Origin of the sequence: Sphingomonas mollis (assembly GCF_016427505.1) — a bacterium.
In the GTDB taxonomy this organism is placed as follows: domain Bacteria; phylum Pseudomonadota; class Alphaproteobacteria; order Sphingomonadales; family Sphingomonadaceae; genus Sphingomonas; species Sphingomonas mollis.
In genome coordinates this window covers 48,002-66,761 of the sequence record NZ_JAELXS010000004.1, presented here as the reverse complement: position 1 = coordinate 66,761, position 18,760 = coordinate 48,002, and the positions used below count along the sequence as shown (strand labels likewise).

The 18,760-nt window shown below is 64.5% G+C and carries 14 protein-coding genes; 2 read left to right on the top strand and 12 right to left on the bottom strand.

Going from position 1 to position 18,760, the window contains the following annotated elements; all coding sequences use genetic code 11:
* Window positions 1-135: 135 nt before the first annotated feature.
* A complete protein-coding gene (locus JAO74_RS08230; protein WP_199037368.1) occupies window positions 136-3,354 on the top strand; it encodes a glycoside hydrolase family 2 TIM barrel-domain containing protein in 3,219 nt (1,072 codons plus the stop codon).
* Window positions 3,351-4,715 carry a family 43 glycosylhydrolase gene (locus tag JAO74_RS08225; RefSeq protein ID WP_233150808.1) on the top strand — a complete coding sequence of 455 codons (1,365 nt, stop codon included), beginning with the start codon at window positions 3,351-3,353 and terminating at the stop codon, window positions 4,713-4,715. Before JAO74_RS08230 ends, JAO74_RS08225 begins: the two co-directional genes overlap by 4 nt.
* A gap of 54 nt (window positions 4,716-4,769) precedes the next feature.
* Here the strand turns inward: JAO74_RS08225 and paoC are convergent, their stop codons facing one another.
* The 12 genes from paoC to JAO74_RS08165 all read right to left on the bottom strand — a co-directional run bounded on the left by paoC (window position 4,770) and on the right by JAO74_RS08165 (window position 18,759).
* A complete protein-coding gene (gene paoC / locus JAO74_RS08220; protein WP_199036920.1) occupies window positions 4,770-6,977 on the bottom strand; it encodes an aldehyde oxidoreductase molybdenum-binding subunit PaoC in 2,208 nt (735 codons plus the stop codon).
* A complete protein-coding gene (locus tag JAO74_RS08215) occupies window positions 6,974-7,927 on the bottom strand; it encodes an FAD binding domain-containing protein (RefSeq protein ID WP_199036918.1) in 954 nt (317 codons plus the stop codon). The genes paoC and JAO74_RS08215 overlap by 4 nt, the downstream gene beginning before the upstream one ends.
* Complete coding sequence (gene paoA, locus JAO74_RS08210; protein ID WP_199036916.1) at window positions 7,924-8,556, bottom strand: aldehyde dehydrogenase iron-sulfur subunit PaoA; 633 nt, start codon at window positions 8,554-8,556, stop codon at window positions 7,924-7,926. The genes JAO74_RS08215 and paoA overlap by 4 nt, the downstream gene beginning before the upstream one ends.
* A 198-nt stretch (window positions 8,557-8,754) precedes the next feature.
* A complete protein-coding gene (locus tag JAO74_RS08205; protein WP_199036914.1) occupies window positions 8,755-10,008 on the bottom strand; it encodes an ABC transporter permease in 1,254 nt (417 codons plus the stop codon).
* Window positions 10,008-11,444: an ABC transporter permease gene (locus JAO74_RS08200; RefSeq protein ID WP_199036912.1), complete on the bottom strand. Its 1,437-nt coding sequence runs from the start codon at window positions 11,442-11,444 to the stop codon at window positions 10,008-10,010. Before JAO74_RS08200 ends, JAO74_RS08205 begins: the two co-directional genes overlap by 1 nt.
* Window positions 11,441-12,172, bottom strand: a complete 732-nt coding sequence (locus tag JAO74_RS08195) for an ABC transporter ATP-binding protein (protein ID WP_332908762.1) — start codon at window positions 12,170-12,172, stop codon at window positions 11,441-11,443. Before JAO74_RS08195 ends, JAO74_RS08200 begins: the two co-directional genes overlap by 4 nt.
* Window positions 12,173-12,300: 128 nt before the next feature.
* Window positions 12,301-13,275, bottom strand: coding sequence for an FAD:protein FMN transferase (locus JAO74_RS08190; protein ID WP_233150807.1), 975 nt, complete (start codon window positions 13,273-13,275; stop codon window positions 12,301-12,303).
* Between the two features lie 10 nt (window positions 13,276-13,285).
* Window positions 13,286-14,125: a DUF4198 domain-containing protein gene (locus tag JAO74_RS08185; RefSeq protein WP_199036910.1), complete on the bottom strand. Its 840-nt coding sequence runs from the start codon at window positions 14,123-14,125 to the stop codon at window positions 13,286-13,288.
* Between the two features lie 40 nt (window positions 14,126-14,165).
* A complete protein-coding gene (locus JAO74_RS08180) occupies window positions 14,166-14,645 on the bottom strand; it encodes a DUF2271 domain-containing protein (RefSeq protein WP_199036908.1) in 480 nt (159 codons plus the stop codon).
* A gap of 12 nt (window positions 14,646-14,657) precedes the next feature.
* Window positions 14,658-15,311 carry a PepSY-associated TM helix domain-containing protein gene (locus JAO74_RS08175; RefSeq protein ID WP_233150806.1) on the bottom strand — a complete coding sequence of 218 codons (654 nt, stop codon included), beginning with the start codon at window positions 15,309-15,311 and terminating at the stop codon, window positions 14,658-14,660.
* A gap of 75 nt (window positions 15,312-15,386) precedes the next feature.
* Window positions 15,387-16,172 (bottom strand): uroporphyrinogen-III C-methyltransferase, encoded by a 786-nt coding sequence (cobA, locus tag JAO74_RS08170; RefSeq protein ID WP_199036906.1) that lies wholly within the window; start codon window positions 16,170-16,172, stop codon window positions 15,387-15,389.
* Complete coding sequence (locus JAO74_RS08165; protein WP_199036904.1) at window positions 16,162-18,759, bottom strand: nitrate reductase; 2,598 nt, start codon at window positions 18,757-18,759, stop codon at window positions 16,162-16,164. Before JAO74_RS08165 ends, cobA begins: the two co-directional genes overlap by 11 nt.
* Window position 18,760: the final 1 nt, after the last annotated feature.

Genomic DNA, 18,760 nt, shown 5'->3' with positions numbered 1-18,760 from the left:
AACCTCGAATCCGGGCGGTTCGGTGCGTGATCCTCGCTTGCGTATTGCGCACCGCTACCATCGCGCTCTACAATTATATGATAAGAGCGGTGTGTAACGCCGGGATCGGGAGAGTATTCGGTGAAAGCTGCGGGCATGTTGCGGGGCGTCGGCGTATCGGCGTTGGCGATCGGGGTAATCGCCACGAATGCAGGAGCGCAGGTGGCGCCACGGGTTCAACCGGTGCAGGTCGATCCTGCCCGACCGGATTGGGAAAATCCGGCGGTTTATGCGCGCGGCAAGATGCCGGCCCGATCGACGGGCTTTCCGTTCGAAAGCCGTGAACGGGCGATCGCCGGCCATCGCACCCAGTCGAACCGCTTCGTCAGCCTGAACGGCCAGTGGAAGTTTGCCTTCTCACCTTCGTCTGATGCGGTGCCGACCGGGTTCGAACGGCCGGACTATGACGTGTCCGCCTGGAAGGAGATCAAGGTTCCCGCAGACTGGCAGACCGAGGGGTATGACCAGCCCCGCTACAACAACATCACCTATCCGTTCCCCGCCAATCGACCATTGATCCCGCATGCAACCAACCCGGTCGGTTCCTATCGCCGCGACGTGGATGTGCCGGCGGGCTGGGCCGGAGAGGACGTGATCCTGCACATTGGGGCGGCCGGTTCCGCCTATGAGGTTTGGGTCAACGGACAAAACGTCGGTTATTCCGAAGATTCGAAGCTGCCGTCGGAATTCGACGTTACGCGGTTCGTGAAACCCGGCCGGAATATGGTCGCGATCCAGATTCATCGCTGGTCGGATGGCAGCTATCTTGAGGATCAGGACTTCTGGCGCGTATCGGGTATCGAGCGCGAGGTATTCCTGATGGCGGCACCGAAAACGCGCGTTCGCGACGTCTTCGCGCATGCCAGCCTCGATCGCACCTATCGGGACGGTACGTTGTCGACCGATATCGCGGTGACGCCGTCGACCAGGCCGATGACGGCGCGGATGACGCTGATGGATGGGCAGCGCGAGGTACTGACCAAAGAGGCACGGGTCGCGGCCGGCAAGAACGAACGGACGGTAACGCTGGCCGCAGTAGTGCCGGGGGTCAGGCCGTGGTCGGCGGAGACGCCCAATCTCTATACGCTGATGGTCGAACTGCTCGATGCGGATGGCAAGGTCGTGCAGGTCACGCCGCAGAAGATCGGCTTTCGCACCGTCGAGATGCGGAATGGACGGGTGTCGGTGAACGGCCGCCCCATCGTGATCCGGGGCGTGAACCGGCACGAGCATGACCCGGAAACGTTCCACGTCATCTCGCTGGAATCCATGAAGCGCGACATCGAGTTGATGAAGCGCAACAACATCAATGCCGTGCGTACGTCGCACTATCCGAACGATCCGCGCTGGTACGAACTTGCCGACGAATATGGCCTGTACGTGATGGACGAGGCCAATATCGAGAGCCACGCCTATATGGAATATGGCAACAAGCACCCAGAGCTGCGGTCAAAATTCCAGGTCGGGTTCGATCCCGCGTGGGAGGGTGCCCACGTGTCGCGGGTGACCAACATGATCGAACGCGACAAGAACCACCCGTCGATCATCTTCTGGTCATTGGGTAACGAAGCCGGCATCGGCCCCAATTTCGAAAAGGCGGCCACGGCGATCCGCAAGCGCGATCCGGGCCGGCTGATCTCGTATCTGGGCTGGGGAACGCTGGACTGGGATCATCAACCCAATCCGTATGTCGATATCTATGCGCCGATGTACGACGATATCGAAAAGATGGTCGACTGGGCCAATGATCCCAGCCGCACGCAGCCGATGATCCAGTGCGAATATGCCCATATGCAGGGTAATTCGGGCGGTAACTTCAAGGATTATTGGGACACCATCTACAAATATGACAAGCTGCAGGGCGGCTTCATCTGGGACTGGGTCGACCAGTCGATGTATCGCACCGATAAGAACGGCAAACGCTATTGGGGCGATGGCGGGGAGTATGGTCCGAACCCCGGCGGCGATGTCGAATTCGGCGATGGCCTGAATCAACCCGACCGGACGCCCAATCCACATCTGTATGAAGTGCAGAAGGTGCTGTCGCCGATCCAGTTCGAAGGCTTCGATCCGGCGACGGGCCGCGTGACCGTGCGCAATCGCCACGACTTCCGCGACCTTTCGGGATTCGCCTTCGACTGGGTGGTCGAGGAGGATGGCGTCGCGGTGGCGCAGGGTCCGCTGCCGGCATTGGCCACGGCCGCGCGGGCGACCGAGACGGTGACGGTGTCGATGCCGACACTGGCCCGCAAACCAGGCTCCGAGTATTTCATAACGGTTCGCGCGCGGGCGAAGGAGGGAGCCATCCCCGCAGTGCCGGCGGGCTATACGGTCGGATGGGAACAGTTCGCCCTGGCCGCGACGCCGAAGCCGGCGATGGTGCGCGGCGGCAACGTCGCGGTGCGTGACGCGGCGGGTGTCGCTACCCTGTCCGCCGGTGGCACGACGCTGACGATCGATCGCCAGACGGGTCTGATCAAAAGCTATACGCGTGGCGGCACGACGCTGGTCACCGGTGGCGCCCCCAATTTCTGGCGGGCGGAAACGGACAACGACACGCTGACCGGCACCACCGCGGCGATGGCGCCGTGGAAGGCGATGACGAATGAGCGACAGGTGCGCAGCATCACCGTGCGCGGCGTCGATGGTGGTGCGGGCGAGATCCGCGTCGATCACGAACTGGGAGCGGGCGCGGCGCGGTTCGTCACGACCTATACGATGGCGGGCGACGGGTCGGTTGCGGTAGCCGGAGAACTGACGCCGTTAAAGGACGATCTGCCGGGGCCGGTCAGGGTCGGCCTTTCCTATGCGATGCCGACGACGATGAAGACGGTCGAATGGTATGGGCGGGGACCGCATGAAAGCTATATCGATCGCAAGACATCGGCGCCGATCGGCCTGTGGCGTGGCGCGATCGCCGAACAGAACCATGACTACATGCGACCGCAGGATACCGGCAACAAGGTCGATGTCCGCTGGATGGAACTGAGCGGTGCCGGGCGAGGTCTGCGCGTGATCGGCGACGCGCCGCTGATGATGACCGCGCTCGCCTTTCCCTATAGCGATCTTTATCGTCGGCCGGAGGGGACGTGGAAGAGCAGCGATATCGTGCCGCATGGTCAGGTGTCGTTGCTGGTCGATGCCGCGCAATGGGGTGTCGGTGGCGATACCGCGTGGAACCTCGTCGGGCAGCCGCACATGAAATACCGGACGAAGCTGGAGCCGATCCGCGTCGCCTTCCGCCTCGATCCGTTCAGCGGCGAAGGCACGACCCCGGACAAGGCACGGCCGGCGCGCGCGACGGAGGTTCAATGAACCGGCGTGCGTCGACGGCCACGCTGATGGCTGCATCGACGTTGCTGGTCGCGGCCGATGGACCGGCACCGGCATGGGACAGCGCCGGCGATCGCAATCCGCTGCTCCCCGGATACTTCGCCGATCCGTCCATCGTTCGCGACGGAGGCCGATGGTACATCTATGCCACGATCGATCCATGGGGCGATGACCGGCTGGGGATGTGGCAATCGGACAATGGTCGCGACTGGACTTTCTCGACGCCGGACTGGCCGACCAAGGCCGCCGCGACCAGTCCGACCTCGGGCGATGCGAAAGTATGGGCGCCGTCGGTCGTGAAGGCGGCCAATGGACGATGGTACATGTACGTGTCGGTTGGCAACGAGGTTTGGGTCGGCACCGCGCCGTCGCCTGCCGGTCCGTGGCGTGACGCCCATGCGGGCAAGCCGCTGATCGCGAAGACGTTCGATCCCCGTTATCATATGATCGATGCCGAGGCGTTCATCGACAGCGATGGGCAAGCCTATCTGTATTGGGGATCGGGCTGGAACTGGACCAACGGCCATTGCTTCGCCGTTAAGCTGAAGCCCGACATGGTGACATTCGATGGCGTGCCGCGTGACGTGACACCGGCCAATTACTTCGAAGGTCCGTTCATGGTGAAGCAGGGCAGCCATTACCTGCTGACCTATAGCGATGGGAATACCACCAAGGACACGTACAAGGTCCGCTATGCGATCGGTGATACACCGTTCGGACCGTTCCGCGAGGGGCTGGGCAGCCCGATCCTGTCGACCGATACGGCGAAGTCGATCATCAGCCCCGGCCATCATGCGGTGTTCCGGTCGGGTGGACGGCCGTATATCCTCTATCACCGGCAGGGTTTGCCGTTCACGCCATCCGGCAATACGGTGTTGCGGCAGGTGGCGGTCGATCCGCTGTCGATCGCCGCCGACGGGACGATTGCGACGGTCGTGCCGTCACATGGGAGTAACGTGGCGGGCTTTGCCAAAGGGCGGGCAGCAGGGCTGCGGTGGAAGGCATCGGGCAAGGGTGTCGACGCCATGCATGGGCCAGAGCGCGCAGCCGATGATAACTATGCGACCTTGTGGCGGTCCATGCCGGGGGAACCGGGCGTGGTGGTGGCCGATCTGGGTGGCGCCAAGGCGTTACGCGAAAGCCGGTTTCGCATGGAATATGCTAACCGAAATTATACGCTGAAGATCGAGCGATCTGATGACGGCGTGCGATGGTCACCTTTGGCAGACGTAAAGGCGGTGTCGGGTTCGCCCGTCACGATTGTCCATCGGACGACCGCCCGGTATTTGCGGTTAATGACCGGGCCGGAAGAAACCGGTGTGTGGGAATGGTCGATCTTCTGACCTGAGAGGACTATCCCCGGATGAACGCATCGCCCGTTCATCCGGGGAAAGACGTCAGGCGACTTCGGGCAGCCGATCCATGAACTTCTCCAACGTGATCGGATAATCCCGAACGCGCGCGCCGGTCGCGTTATAGATCGCGTTGGCGATGGCGGCACCGACACCGCAGATACCAAGTTCGCCGACACCCTTTGCCTTCATCGGTGACGATGTCGGATCGACCTCGTCGAGGAAAATCACCTCCTGATGCGGGATATCGGCATGAACCGGCACCTCATATCCCGCGAGGTCATGATTGACGAAGAAACCAAACCGTTTGTCGACCGCCAGTTCCTCCATCAACGCCGCGCCGGCACCCATCGTCATGGCACCGATCACCTGATTACGCGCCGATTTCGGGTTGAGGATGCGGCCGGCCGCACACACTGCCAACATCCGCCGGATGCGGATCTCGCCCGTCATCGCATGCACGCCCACTTCGCAGAAATGGCTGGCGAAGGTCGACTGCTGATACTGCTTGCCGAGATCGCCGAATTCGATGGCATCCTCCGCCGACAGACCGGCATCGCCGGCAGCATCCGCCAGATCGACGCTGCGATTGCCGGAACGCACCTTGCCGCCGGCAAACTCGACCTCGGCCGAATTGAAGCCCAGCCGCTGCGCCACACTTTCGCGCAGCTTCATGCAGGCAGCATAAACTCCTGCCGTGGAGCTGTTCGCGCCCCACTGGCCGCCCGATCCTGCCGATACCGGAAAGCTGGAATCACCCAGCAGTACGATGACCTTGTCGAGGGGAACACCCATCACCTCGGCGGCGGTCTGGGCGATGATCGTATAGGTGCCGGTGCCGATATCGGTCATGTCGGTGGCGACCGTCACCATGCCCTTGCGATCGATGCCGACGCGGGCAGCGGATTTCATGGTGATGTTGTTGCGGAAGCCCGCCGCCACACCCATGCCGACCAGCCACTGGCCATCACGTACTTGCGCTGCCTTGGCCTTGCGTGCCTGCCATCCGAAACGCTCCGACCCCTGTTGCAGGCATTCGATCAACTGGCGTTGGGAGAATTTGCGGTCGGGCTTAGCCGGATCGACCTGCGTATCGTTGGCGATGCGGAAAGCGATCGGGTCCATGCCCAGCTTTTCCGCCATTTCGTCCATCGCGATTTCCAGCGCCATCAGGCCGGGTGCCTCGCCAGGTGCGCGCATCGCATTACCCTCCGGCAGGTCGAGCACCGCCAGACGCATGGCCGTCAGCCGGTTCGCCCCCGCATAGAGCAGCTTCGTCTGATTGACCGCCGTTTCGGGGCCACCACCCGGCAGATCGCCGGAACCGCTCTCATGCGCGATCGCAGTGATCTTGCCATCCTTCGTCGCACCGATACGGATACGCTGGATCGTGGCCGGGCGATGGGTCGTATTGTTCGCCATCATCGGTCGCGCCAACGCGATCTTGACGGGCCGACCCGCTGCCCGTGCGCCGAGCGCGGCCATCACCGCGTCCGCCCGCAGGAACAGTTTTCCGCCGAATCCGCCACCGATGTACGGCGAGATCACGCGAACCTTTTCTTTCGGAATGCCAAGGGTCAGCGCCAGCTCTTCCTTGCCCCATGCTATCATCTGGTTGGAGGTCCACAGGGTCAGCGCATCGCCGTCCCACGCGGCGATCGAGGCATGCGGCTCCATCATCGCATGGCTATGATCCGGCGTGGTGTAGGTCGCATCCAGCGTCACCGGCGCAGCGGCGAACGCGCGGGCGAAATCGCCGACGCGATCGACCGGCGATCCGGCATTGCCGTCACCGGTCAGCGGAATACCCTTCAACTGCTCGGCGAGATCAAACCGACCCTTGGCGCGGGCATAATCTACGCGGACCAGTGCCGCTGCCGCGCGCGCCTGCTCGAACGTCTCGGCCACGATCAGGGCGACCGCCTGATGATAATGTTCGACATCCGGCCCGGCGAGCAGCTTCGCCGTGTTCATCTTGCCCTTGCCAAGCCGTCCCGCGCTATCGGCGGTGACGATGGCGATGACACCGGGTGCCGCCTTCGCCTCGGCCAGATCGATCGCGTTGATCCGTCCCTTCGCGATTGCGGCACCGACGATATAGCCATAGGCCTGGTTCGGCACGACATCATGTCGTTCATAGGCGTAGGGGGCGGTACCGGTCGTCTTCTTCGGCCCATCGATGCGATCGGTTGGTTTGCCGATCACCTTTAGCTGATCGATCGGATTCTGGCCCGCAGGCGTCGTGAACTTCATGCGGCCCTCGCTTCTGCCATGACCGCCGCGAGCGCGCGCTCGACCAGCGGAACCTTGAAGGCGTTATCGGTCGTCGGTTTTGCGCCAGCCAGCAGCCGGGCGGACACCGCCTTGGCCCCTTGCTGCATGGCCGTCTCGGCCGCCTCGACCCGCCATGGGCGAGGTGCGATGCCGCCGACCGCGACCCGGCCCGATCCGTCCCGCTGGATCACCGCTGCCACCGACACCAACGCAAAGGCATACGACGCGCGATCGCGAACCTTGTGATAAAAATGCTGCCCCCCGATCGGGCGGGGCAACGTGACGGCCGTCACCAGTTCGCCCGGCGCCAGCGCGTTTTCGATATGCGGCGTATTGCCCGGCAGCCGATGGAAATCGCCAAACGCGATCGTCCGCGTCTGGCCAGCCGGGCTTACCGTCTGCACTGATGCATCAAGCACTCGCATCGCCACGGCCATGTCACCCGGATAGGTCGCGATACACGCGGTGCTGGTGCCGATCACGGCGAGCTGACGACTATAACCGCCGATCGCCGCGCATCCCGATCCCGGCTTGCGCTTGTTGCACGCCTGGTTCGTGTCGTAAAAATAGGGGCAGCGGGTCCGCTGGAGCAGGTTGCCCGCCGTTGTCGCCTTGTTGCGCAACTGACCCGATGCCCCCGCGACGATCGCACGCGACAGAACGCCGTAATCGCGCCGGACCGTTTCGTTCGATGCCAGTGCCGTATTGCTTACCAACGCACCGATGCGCAGGCCACCATCCGATGTCGTTTCGATCCGGTCAAGGCCCAGGCCATTTACGTCGACCAGATGGATCGGTGCCTCGACCTCCAGCTTCATCAGATCGAGCAGGTTGGTGCCCCCCGCGATGAATTTGGCGCCGGGTCGATCGGCGACCGCCTTGGCAGCAGCAGCGGGCGATGTCGCACGTTCATAGGTGAAGGGCTTCATGCGCGTACTCCCGCGACATCGTTGATGGCATCGACGATGTTCGAATAGGCGCCGCAACGACAGATGTTGCCGCTCATCCGCTCCCGGATTTCTTCGTTCGTGATTGCGGGGCGGGTCGTGAAATCGCCGGTCGCATGGCTGGGGATGCCGGCCTTGATCTCGTCGAGGACCGCGACGGCCGAGCAGATCTGGCCCGGCGTGCAATATCCGCACTGATACCCGTCATGCTTGACGAAAGCCGCCTGCATCGGATGCAGCCTGTCGGGCTGGCCCAACCCTTCGATCGTGGTGATCCTGTCGCCCTGATGCATGACGGCCAGGCTGAGGCAGGAGTTGATCCGCTGACCATCGACCATCACCGTACACGCGCCGCACTGACCATGATCGCAGCCCTTTTTGGTGCCGGTCAGATGAAGATGCTCGCGGAGAGCATCGAGCAAGGTCGTGCGGGTATCGAGTTCGAGGTTGCGGCGCTTGCCGTTAACGTCGAACGATACCTTCATCGTCGCCGGTTGAGCGGGGGTGGGCGGCGTTTGGGCATCGGCAGTCGACACGGTCAACGCTGCCGTAGCGACACCGCCGACCAATATTCCCCGCCGGGAGATTTCAGTATCAACCGGACTTTTCATCGATTGGCTCGCCCCTTATTCGCCAGCCTGGACGGCGATGGCGATCGTTCGTGGATGACGTCGTATTGCGCGTGATATCATCTGCCACGCAGAATACGTTTCGTCATCAACGCATGGGCAAGTTTATGGTTCTCTGTCGATGGATGAACCCCACGACATGAAGCTATATTCAACCTTCATGAATGGTGTGCGATCCGTTCAATCCTGCGAGAACCGGGGGGCCTTCCCGAAGTCGGCTTTGCCGAAGGGACGATCGCGAAACATATAAGCGTAATAGAAGTTGCGCAGGCGACGATGATAGGCGCGGACCCGATCCTGATAGTCGAGTTGAGCGATCAGGTCCGTTCCGGCAAGCCGGGTCAGGATCGCCTGAACGCCTACCGATGGCAGGATCCATCCAAGAGCGGCGGCCGCTTGTGATCGTCGTTCCAGCCCGGCGCGATACGCGCGCACCTTGGCCGCGACAGCTTCGTCACCGACCTGATGGAAGGCGAAGTACCATTTGTAATGGAAGGTCGCCGGCAAGGGCGGAGAGTCCGCCCATTCAGGATGAGCGGCGTAGAATTGCCGCATCGTTTCCTCACGCGGGATGTCCCATGCGCGGTTCACCTGCTCCCGCTGCGCCAGCACGATCTCCGCGCCTTGGTCGACGGGGATCGTCTGGTTGATCGCGACATGGGCGAGGGTCGGCGCGATCAGGGCCGTCATCAGCCAGATCGCCGCCAGCATCGCGGCATTGGCTACCGAACTGCGCCCGAACCATGAAACCAGCGTGGTGATGGCGGCCCAGAATGCCAGATAGGCGATGGCCACCGCGACGATCGTCAACGTCGCAACCCCATCTGCCCCGGACCATATCGCGCCGGCAACGAAGGGAGCGGCCAGCGTGGTCGACAGGAGGGCCAGCCTCAACATCCCCCGCCGCCATATGATATGGCGGCTCCCACCCGGCAAGGCGGCAAGCATCCGGGCACGTCCCGCTTCCCGTTCACCGGAGACGAGATCGTGGAACAGCGCGATTACGAACAGTGGGCCGAGGAAGACGAGTACGAAGGCGAAGTCGAACCGCCCCGGCAACGCCAGTTCCGCGTTATAGACATCGCCGTCATATATCTGCGCCTCCAGCCCCAGCGCGCGGACCCGCAGGATGTATGGCGCGACATCCCGCATGCCGATCGCCGCGAACGCGAGCGGCGAAGGGGCGTCCCATGTCGGATGAAAACTGTAATAGGCGGCACTGCCGGGGTCCTTGGCCTTGTCGATCCAGTCGGCGACGGCACCGATGTCATCTGCCTGTGCCGGAGCGATGCGGGCGATGGCGGCGCGCTGACTGGCCACCTCCCACAGGCCGGCGATGACGGCGGCAATGCTCAGCACCGCCATCAGGATCAGCGCGAACGCCGCCAACCGCGACCGCATCAGCAGCCGCGCTTCGTACATCCATATCCGCATCAGCGCGTCCCCAACCGGCGTGTCGCCCATGCAAGGGCCAGGGCGGCAGCGATCAGCCAACCAAGGATGACAGCCAGACCCGACAGTGCTGCAATGGCCCCATCCGAACCGGCCATCGGGCGATAGGCGAAGTCCGGGATCGCTTGCCAGTTGGCCGCGGTGACCCGCTTGCGACGATCCGCCCCTGCATCGTCTGCGTTGTCGTCGGCATAGGTGACGCCCTCTGCCTGAAGTCGGTTGAGCCGCTGGACGAGGGAGTACCGGTAAGCCTCGGCCTGCTTCAGAAAACGGCGATGACCGGCCAGATCGGTTCCCGCAGCCGCCATCGACAATGATCTCAGCGCGATCGTGGGGCTGAGGAAACCGATCGCGCGAACGAGCGCGTTCTGTTGCTCTTGCGTGGCAAAACTTTGACTGGAATATCGGTCGAACAGGGCGGACGTCATCTGCTCGCCTTCCAGTGCCAATAGCCCTTTGTAGTTGACCGGCAGATCCTCGATCCGGCTGACGCCATAGCGGGCCAGTGTCCGCTGTTTGAACGCCGCGAAATGGCGATCGTCAGGGTCGTGGCTGTCCCCCATCGCGCGAAGATCGCGGGCGATCGCGACATCGGTCTGGATGCGGTTGGCGAGCGGGTAGCGAACGCTGGCGATGTCTGGCGCGACCCTGGGCAACAGCACGACCGTCACGGCCCAGATGGCGATCAATGCCAGCAGGGCGTCGCGGCGTCGATGGACGATGGCCGAGACCAGCACGATCGCCGCGGTCCAGAGTGCCAGATATCCGGCATAACCGATGGCGATGGCCAAAACGGGAAACAGCGACGTGTCGGACTGCGTGGCGATCAACGCCAACCCGGCCATCGCCGGCGCCCCGACGATCAACGCCACCGCGCCCAGCGCCATCGATTTGCCCAGTACGATCCAAGCCCGTGACGCGCCTTGCAGCATCAAGGGGCGCAGCGTTCCACTTTCGGTTTCCCGAGCGATAGCGCCATATCCCAAAAAGATCAGCAACAGGGGGGCCACCACCTGCAACACGAACGCCGGTGTGAGTTGGCCGAACCGGATGAGCAGCGAACTCTGCCGGACATCGCCGAAATTGGCGGTATTCTGACGATGCCCTTCAAGAAACATGCTGTTGCCGGTGAACGCATCGACTCCCGGATCGAACGCCGCCAAGGGACCAAGCGGGCGGAAGATGAAGTGGCCATAATGGACCACGCGGTGGGGATGACGATCGGGCTGCGCATCGAACGCCTCGCTTGCCGCGGCCTGATGACGGGCGCGCAGATCGGCAACGCCCCGCTGATGGGTCCATGACGTGGCGATGGCCACCAGCGTCAGCAGCACGGTCAGGCACAGGCCGATAACGGCAACGCGATTGCGCACCATCAGCCGCCATTCGTCGCGGGCGATCAGCCGGACGACGCTCATACCGCGACCGGTCCCGCGAAACGGGCGTGGAGGGCGCGGATGTCGAAACGATCCGGGCCTGCCGCCTCGACTTCTTCGGCGATCCGGCCGGCATCCAGAAAACCGATGCGATCGGCGATGTCGATGGCGCTCAACAGGTCGTGCGTCACCATCAGGATGGCAGTGCCCCGATCGCGAACCGCGATGGCCAGTCGATTGAAGTCGCCAGTCGCGCGGGGATCGAGGCCTGATGTGGGTTCGTCCAGCAACAGCACCGGCACCTCACGCAGCAGGGCCACGGCAATCGCGACCTTCTGTCGCATTCCCTTCGAAAAGCCGCCCAGTCGCTGATCCCAGGCACGCTCCTGCAATCCGGCCGCGTCAAGCGCCGTGATGATCGTATCGCGGGATCGGGGCGAACCCGACAGCGCCAACAAGTAATCGGAATTCTCGACTGCCGATAAATGCTCATACAGCGCGACGTTTTCGGGCAGATACGCGACTTGCCGTCGGGCGTCGTCCGGCGCGATGGCGGGGTCGATGCCACTGACAAGGATGGTACCGGATTCTGGTTTGGCGAACCCGAGCAACGCCGACAACGTCGTCGATTTGCCCGCGCCATTCCCGCCCAGCAAGGCGTAGATACTGCCCGGCGCGACCGAGAGGGACAAGCCATCGAGCACGCGGTGCTCGCCATAGGCAAGGATCACATCCTCCAGAACGATCGATGGAGGAGGGTTGGTCGGCACGATAAGGAACTCCCGGTGTGTAACCGGGCATGTGGCGCAGCGAGCGGTCGAACGTCAAGAAGGATGATATATAGTCTCGCAATTCGCCATAGATGACTGGTGTTGGCAACGATCCCGGCCAGGGACGTTTAGCCCTCCAGCATCGAGATCAGCGCTGGGGTAAAATGTTCCTGAACACTACCGTCAGCGACGGTGACAAGCCGCGCGGCGATATCAGCGTCGCGTGCCATCGTCAGGCCATCGACGGGTCCTGCCACGGTCAGCGCCGTGGCCCAGGCGTCCGCCGCCAGCGCGGTGGTGTGGATCACGCTCGCCGATACGACACCGCTGGTGATCGGCCGTCCGGTGCGTGGATTGATCGTATGCGCGCCGCGGCGATAATTGCCCGATGTCGCCACCGCCATACCGTGGAGAGCAAGGCGGAGCGGCTGTATGGATATCCCTGGCGGTACTTCCAGATCGACCCACCACGGATCGCCATCCGGCCGGATGCCACGCCCGACCAGCTCGCCGCCGATCTCGACCAGCGCGTGCATGATGTCGAACGTGCGCAACAGATCGGCGACGGCATCGACGGCATGACCCTTCGCGATACCGGACAGATCGAGCGAAACCCCGCCCGATTGATGCAGGTGACGACCGGTCGGATCATAGGTGAGGCGTTGCCACCCCGACGATGCATGCGCGGCCTCGATCGTCGTCGCGTCGGGCGGCCTCGCTACCGCTATGGAGCCGAACCCCCAACAATCGACCAATCGGCCTAACGCCGGATCGAACGCACCGCGGGTGGTTGCAGCTATGGCGAGGCCCTGATGCATGACTTGTGCGAAATCAGGGGGCAGGGTCGTCCATGTTCCCGCCGACGAGCGGTTGAAGCGGGACAGCAGCGAATCCGGCACCCAGTGACTCATCTCCGCGACCAGACCGGCCAGCCGCCGGACAATCGCATGACGGACCCCATCGACGTCACAGTCCTGAGGCGCGGCGAACAGGACGCGCCACGTCGTCCCCATCGTCTCGCCATCCAGCGCCACGACCTCTGCCGCCGGATCATGTCCAGCCAGGGCGGCCGGATCGATCATCGGCGGCAACGCGATCCTCATGCGGGACAGATCACGGCGTCAACACTTCCAGCGTCGTGACATAGGACATCCGACGCTCCTTTGCACGCGGCAGACTGGTCTTCGCATCGGTCAGTGTGGCGTTCAGCCAGTACATGCCGGCCATCGGCCAATCGACATTCACCACGCCGTCGGCACCGGTGGTCAGTTCCCGCGCGCCTTCATCGTTGCGATACCGCTTGCCACCGGGGATCACGGTAACTTTCAATCCGGCGGCAGGCTTGCCGTCGACCAGAAAGCGGAATTTGGCAGCTTGCCCTGCGACCAGTTCGTCGGGATGGGTGACCGGGTCGAACTCCAGTCCCTTGCCGGTCGGCTTCAAGACCGTCGTCGTGGGCTCGCCTGCCGTGACGAAGATTTCGTTGCGTCCGGACACCTCGGTCAGCGCGACGTCGGTGGCGTTGGCAGGGATGTCAGCCACGGTCAGCGGGGCAGGCTGGCCGGGGCGCGGGGGACCGCCTCGGCCGCCAACGCGCTTCTCGACGCCATCCACCTTGAAGCTGCCCATCACGGAGGACATCTGCGTCCCGATCTTCCACGTGCCGGTCTTGTCGAGCTTCACGTCGAACACCGACCGGTATCGGCCGGTCGCGCCGTTCTCTAGCTTTCCTTCGCTGCCATCCGGTTGCCAGACCTTCACACCGTCCAGCCGCAATGGCTGGTGATCGAAGAAGAACAGGTCGTTCGATACCGCAGCATCCACCGTCACCCAGCCGTCCGTTCCCGACAGGACCGTGGCGGACGGGAGCATCCACATGCGGTGGGCGGACAGAGTCGCCGGGATCGAGAACAGCACGGCGGCAGCCAGCAGTCGGGTGGCGAAAGGCTTCATGCGATAATCCTTGTCATCGAAGGGTTCGGAGAAGGGCCGCTCAACGGGCGGCGATGGTGATGGCGCCAAGCTCGGTCTTGCCCGTCCCCCGGCCGGTCGTGGCGGGTATGGTCAGGGGTACGCTCACCAGCTCGCGACCGCCGGTTTCACGCGCCGCCTCGACGTTCAGGACATAGTCGCCGGGCTTCAGGTTGGTGGGCAGTGGAATGCTATACTGGCCGGGTGCGCGGGTGGCGCCGCTGATGCCATCGGCCGGCATAGCCATGCTGCGTCCTCCCTTTCGCCACCAGGCGCGCAGGTCCGCCAGCCATTTGGTGCCGGGTTCGTTGCCCTGCTTCTTGCCGTCGTACCACACCGCCAGCGTCCGCGCCGCGCCACCGCCGGCCGGCTCCAGCCAGATGGCGACGTAGGGTCGGTGATATTCGGCAACCGTCAGACGGGGAATCGTAACGTTGACCGTACCGGCAGCGGCGGGCGCGGCGATCGCGCCACCCAACAGGAAAAAGGCGGTGGAACGCATGGGCGGGACCTTTCAATGGATGAACAGGATGGCAAGCAGCATGGGAATGACGAGGCCGAACGCGACCATCGGCCATGTCAGGGGCCGATGGCGGGCATGAAGCTGCAACAGCAACAGACCGGTCAGCGTGAACAGGATGCAGGCGCCGGCAAAGATGTCGATGAACCATGCCCATGCCGCGCCGGCGTTGCGGCCCTTATGAAGATCGTTCAGGTACGACACCCAGCCGCGGTCGGTGGTTTCGGCCGTGATGCGGCCCGTTTGGCGATCGATACTGACCCACGCGTCGCCGCCCGGCCGGGGCAGTGCGACATAGGCGTCGGTATCGGACCACTCGGCCGCGCGTCCCGCCGGATCGAGGCCGACCGCCGTCGCCACGCTGGCGGCCACGGCACCGGGCAGGGGTGCATCGGCCGTTGGTCGGGTGCGCAGGGTTCCCAGTAAAGACGCGGGCAGCATCCCGCTCTTCTCGACGACGACGGGCTTCGCATCGATCGTCTGTGCATGGTTCAGGGTGATGCCGGTGATGGCGAACGCCATCATGCCGACGAGTGACAACGCGGCGCTGATCCAGTGCCAGCTATGCAGTTGCTTCAACCACCAGCCGCGCCACTTGCGCTTCCGCTTCATCTGGGCGGTCGTCGCCGGTGGTTGAGCCTGACTCATCGACGCCGCGTATCGCGTCGGGTCGATTTCGGCAAGGCTAATGCGAATGGATAGCAAATTAGACTTAGGTGTGGTTTATCCGCTTACCGCTATCCCACAGGCTTCAACACGGGCGACCCGATCGGACGATGACTTCGCAACCGCTTCCCCGATGATGAGCAGCGACGGGTCGTTGTCGCTGATCGTCTCGACGAGGAAGGCGAGCGCGGACAAGCGGCCGTGAATGATCCGCTCGGTGGGCAGCGAGATGTTGACCGCCACCATCACCGGCGTATCCGCCGCCCGACCGGCCGCGATCAACTGGCGGGAAACCTCACCCGCCGCAGCGCGCCCCATATACACGGCGAGCGTCGAGCCGGACCTTGCGAGGGTCGACCAGTCGAGATCGAGCGCTTCCCCCGCGCGGGCATGAGCGGTGACGAACGTCAACTGACGGGCAAGACCGCGTAGCGTCAGCGACGTGCCGCTGGATGCTGCGGCAGCGCTGGCCGCCGTGATGCCGGGACAGACGCGCACCGCCACACCCAGCCTGGCGAGGTGCTCGATTTCCTCGGTCGAGCGGCCGAAGACGGATGGATCGCCCCCCTTGAGCCGAACGACGCGCCTACCCGCCAGCGCGGCGGCACCCAGCAGGTCGTTGATCGATCCCTGATCCTTCGAATGGCGGCCGGATCGCTTGCCAACGTTGATCCGCTCGACGTCGGGCGGGATCATCGCAAGGATGCCGGGGCCGACCAGCGCATCGTAAAATATGATGTCGGCAGCGGCGATCAGCCGCTCCGCCTTGCGCGTCAACAGATCGGGATCGCCCGGCCCGGCACCGACCAGCCACACCGTCCCGACCGCGAATTCATGCGACATGCGTCGATCCTTCCGATGTGATGAGCCGGGCCAGCGCCGGGCGACATGAACCGCAATTCGTGCCGGCGCCCAAGGCCGCGCCGATGGCGGCGACGTCGGCCAGCTTCTGATCGACGATCGCCGCGACGATGGTCTTCAGGCCGATATCGAAACAGGCGCAGACGATCGGCCCGCGATCGGCCTGCACACCCGGCGCGCGACCTGCCAGCAACGTCGGCGCGGCCACCGCCTCGGTCAACTGCGCGACCAGCCAGTCGCGCGACGGCAAGATGCCATCGCGCGTCACGAACAGCGCCGCGGCCAGACGACCGTCGGCAAGGATGGCGATACGCCGCGAACCACGGGCGGCGTCGATCGCCTCGATCCGCGTACCCTTTGGCAACAGCGCGTCGAGGGCTGCCGGATCGCCGTCGCCCGCCAGCTCCCATGCGGCACCGGTCGGCACCGCCACGCGCGTCGCCCACAGGCAATCGGGATGGCGGTCCAGTTCGCCGCGCGTGAGGATGAAACCGCGCCACGCGGTCGCCACCGGCTTCACGTTCGCCGGCGTCGATTTGAACCCCGGCTGGCCCGACACCGGATCGGCGAGCGGCCTGGACAGGAGGCCGGTGCGCCCGCCGGTCGCAGTGCGGTCGGTCCAGTGGATCGGGACGAACAGCTCGCCGGGGCGCTGGCTGTCGACGACGCTTGCCCGGTAGAGGCTGTCGCCCTGCGGTGTCGTGACGCGGGCCAATGTGCCGTCCGCGATGTCGAGGCGTGCCGCATCGTCGGGGTGTATCTCGACCAGCGGCTCCTCGCGGTGGCGCGCGAGCTTCGGCGACAGGCCGGTACGGGTCATCGTGTGCCACTGATCGCGATAGCGGCCGGTGTTGAGCGTCATCGGCCACTGGCCGAGAGGGGCCGCCACCGGCTTCTGGACGACCGGCACCAGCCGCGCGCGGCCGTCCGGCGTCGAATATCCGCCATCGGCAAACGGTGTGCCGCCCCACCGGAACGGCGTCATCGCGTCATAGGCGGCATTGCCCAGTCCTGCCTGCCTGGGGAGAGCGAACAGGCGGCTGCCGTCATTCTCATACGTCGAAAGCCGGCAATGCTCGCGCCAGACGTCGCCGGGGCGATCATAGGGAAAGGCCGTCTTCCAGCCCATCCGCCGCGCTACCTGGGTGACGATCCACCAGTCCGGCTTCGCCTCGCCGGGCAAGGGCAGGAACGGGCGCTGGCGGCTGATCGTGCGTTCGGAATTGGTGACCGTGCCGTCCTTCTCCCCCCAACCGGCGGCGGGCAGGCGGACATGGGCGAAACGGCTGGTATCGGTGTCAACGATCACGTCGGAGACGACGACGAAGGGGCAGGCGGCCAGTGCCTCTCGCACGCGACCGGCGTCGGGCATCGACACGGCCGGGTTCGTCGCCATGATCCACAGCGCCTTGATCCGGCCTTCGCCGACGCTGCGGAACAGATCGACCGCCTTCAGTCCGGGCTTGGTCGCCATCGCCGGAGCGGCCCAGAAGCGACCGACCCGCGCGACGTTGTCGGGGGCGAAGTCCATGTGCGCGGCGAGGGTCGAGGCGAGGCCGCCGACTTCGCGGCCGCCCATTGCATTGGGCTGGCCGGTGATCGAGAAGGGAGCGGCACCGGGCTTGCCGATCCGGCCGGTCGCCAGATGCAGGTTGGTGATCGCGTTCACCTGATCCGTGCCGGCGATCGACTGGTTCACGCCCTGGCTGAACATCGTCACGGTGCGCGGATGGGCGGCGAACAGTTCGAAGAAGCGCCTGAGGTCTTGCGGCGGCACATCGCAGATGCGCGCCACCGACCACAGGTCGCTCCCCTCTCCGAACTGGTTCCAGAAGTCGTCGGGCACCGCAGCGTGAGCGGCGAGATAGGCGTCGTCGACTACCCCGGCCTCGCGGCACCACGCCAGCAGGCCGTTCATCAGCGCGACGTCGGTGCCGGGACGGATGGCGAGGTGCAGGTCGGCCTGGTCCGCCGTCTCGGTGCGGCGCGGGTCGATCACGACGAGCTTCGCGCCGGCGTCGCAGCGGGCGCGGATGCGCTGGTAGACGATCGGATGGCACCAGGCGGTGTTCGATCCGACCAGCACGATCAGGTCGGCGGCGTCGAGATCGTCGTAGCTGGCCGGGACGATATCTTCTCCAAATGCACGCGTATGACCGGCGACGGCGCTGGACATGCAGAGGCGGGAGTTGGTGTCGATGTTGGCGGAGCCGATGAAGCCCTTCATCAGCTTGTTGGCGACGTAATAGTCCTCGGTCAGGAGCTGGCCGGAGACGTAGAAGGCGACGCTGTTGGGGCCGTATTGCGCTATCGCGTCACGGAAGCGCTTGGCGACCAGATCGAGCGCCTTGTCCCAGGTCGCGCGGCGCTTGCCGATCATGGGGTGGAGGAGACGGCCCTCCAGCCCGACCGTCTCGCCCAGATGCGTGCCCTTCGAACACAGGCGACCGGCATTGGCGGGGTGGTTCGGGTCGCCCTCGATCCGCACGGCCCGGTCGCCGGCCGACGTGGCGAGGATGCCGCAGCCGACGCCGCAATAGGCGCAGGTGGTGCGGACCGCCGCGGTCATC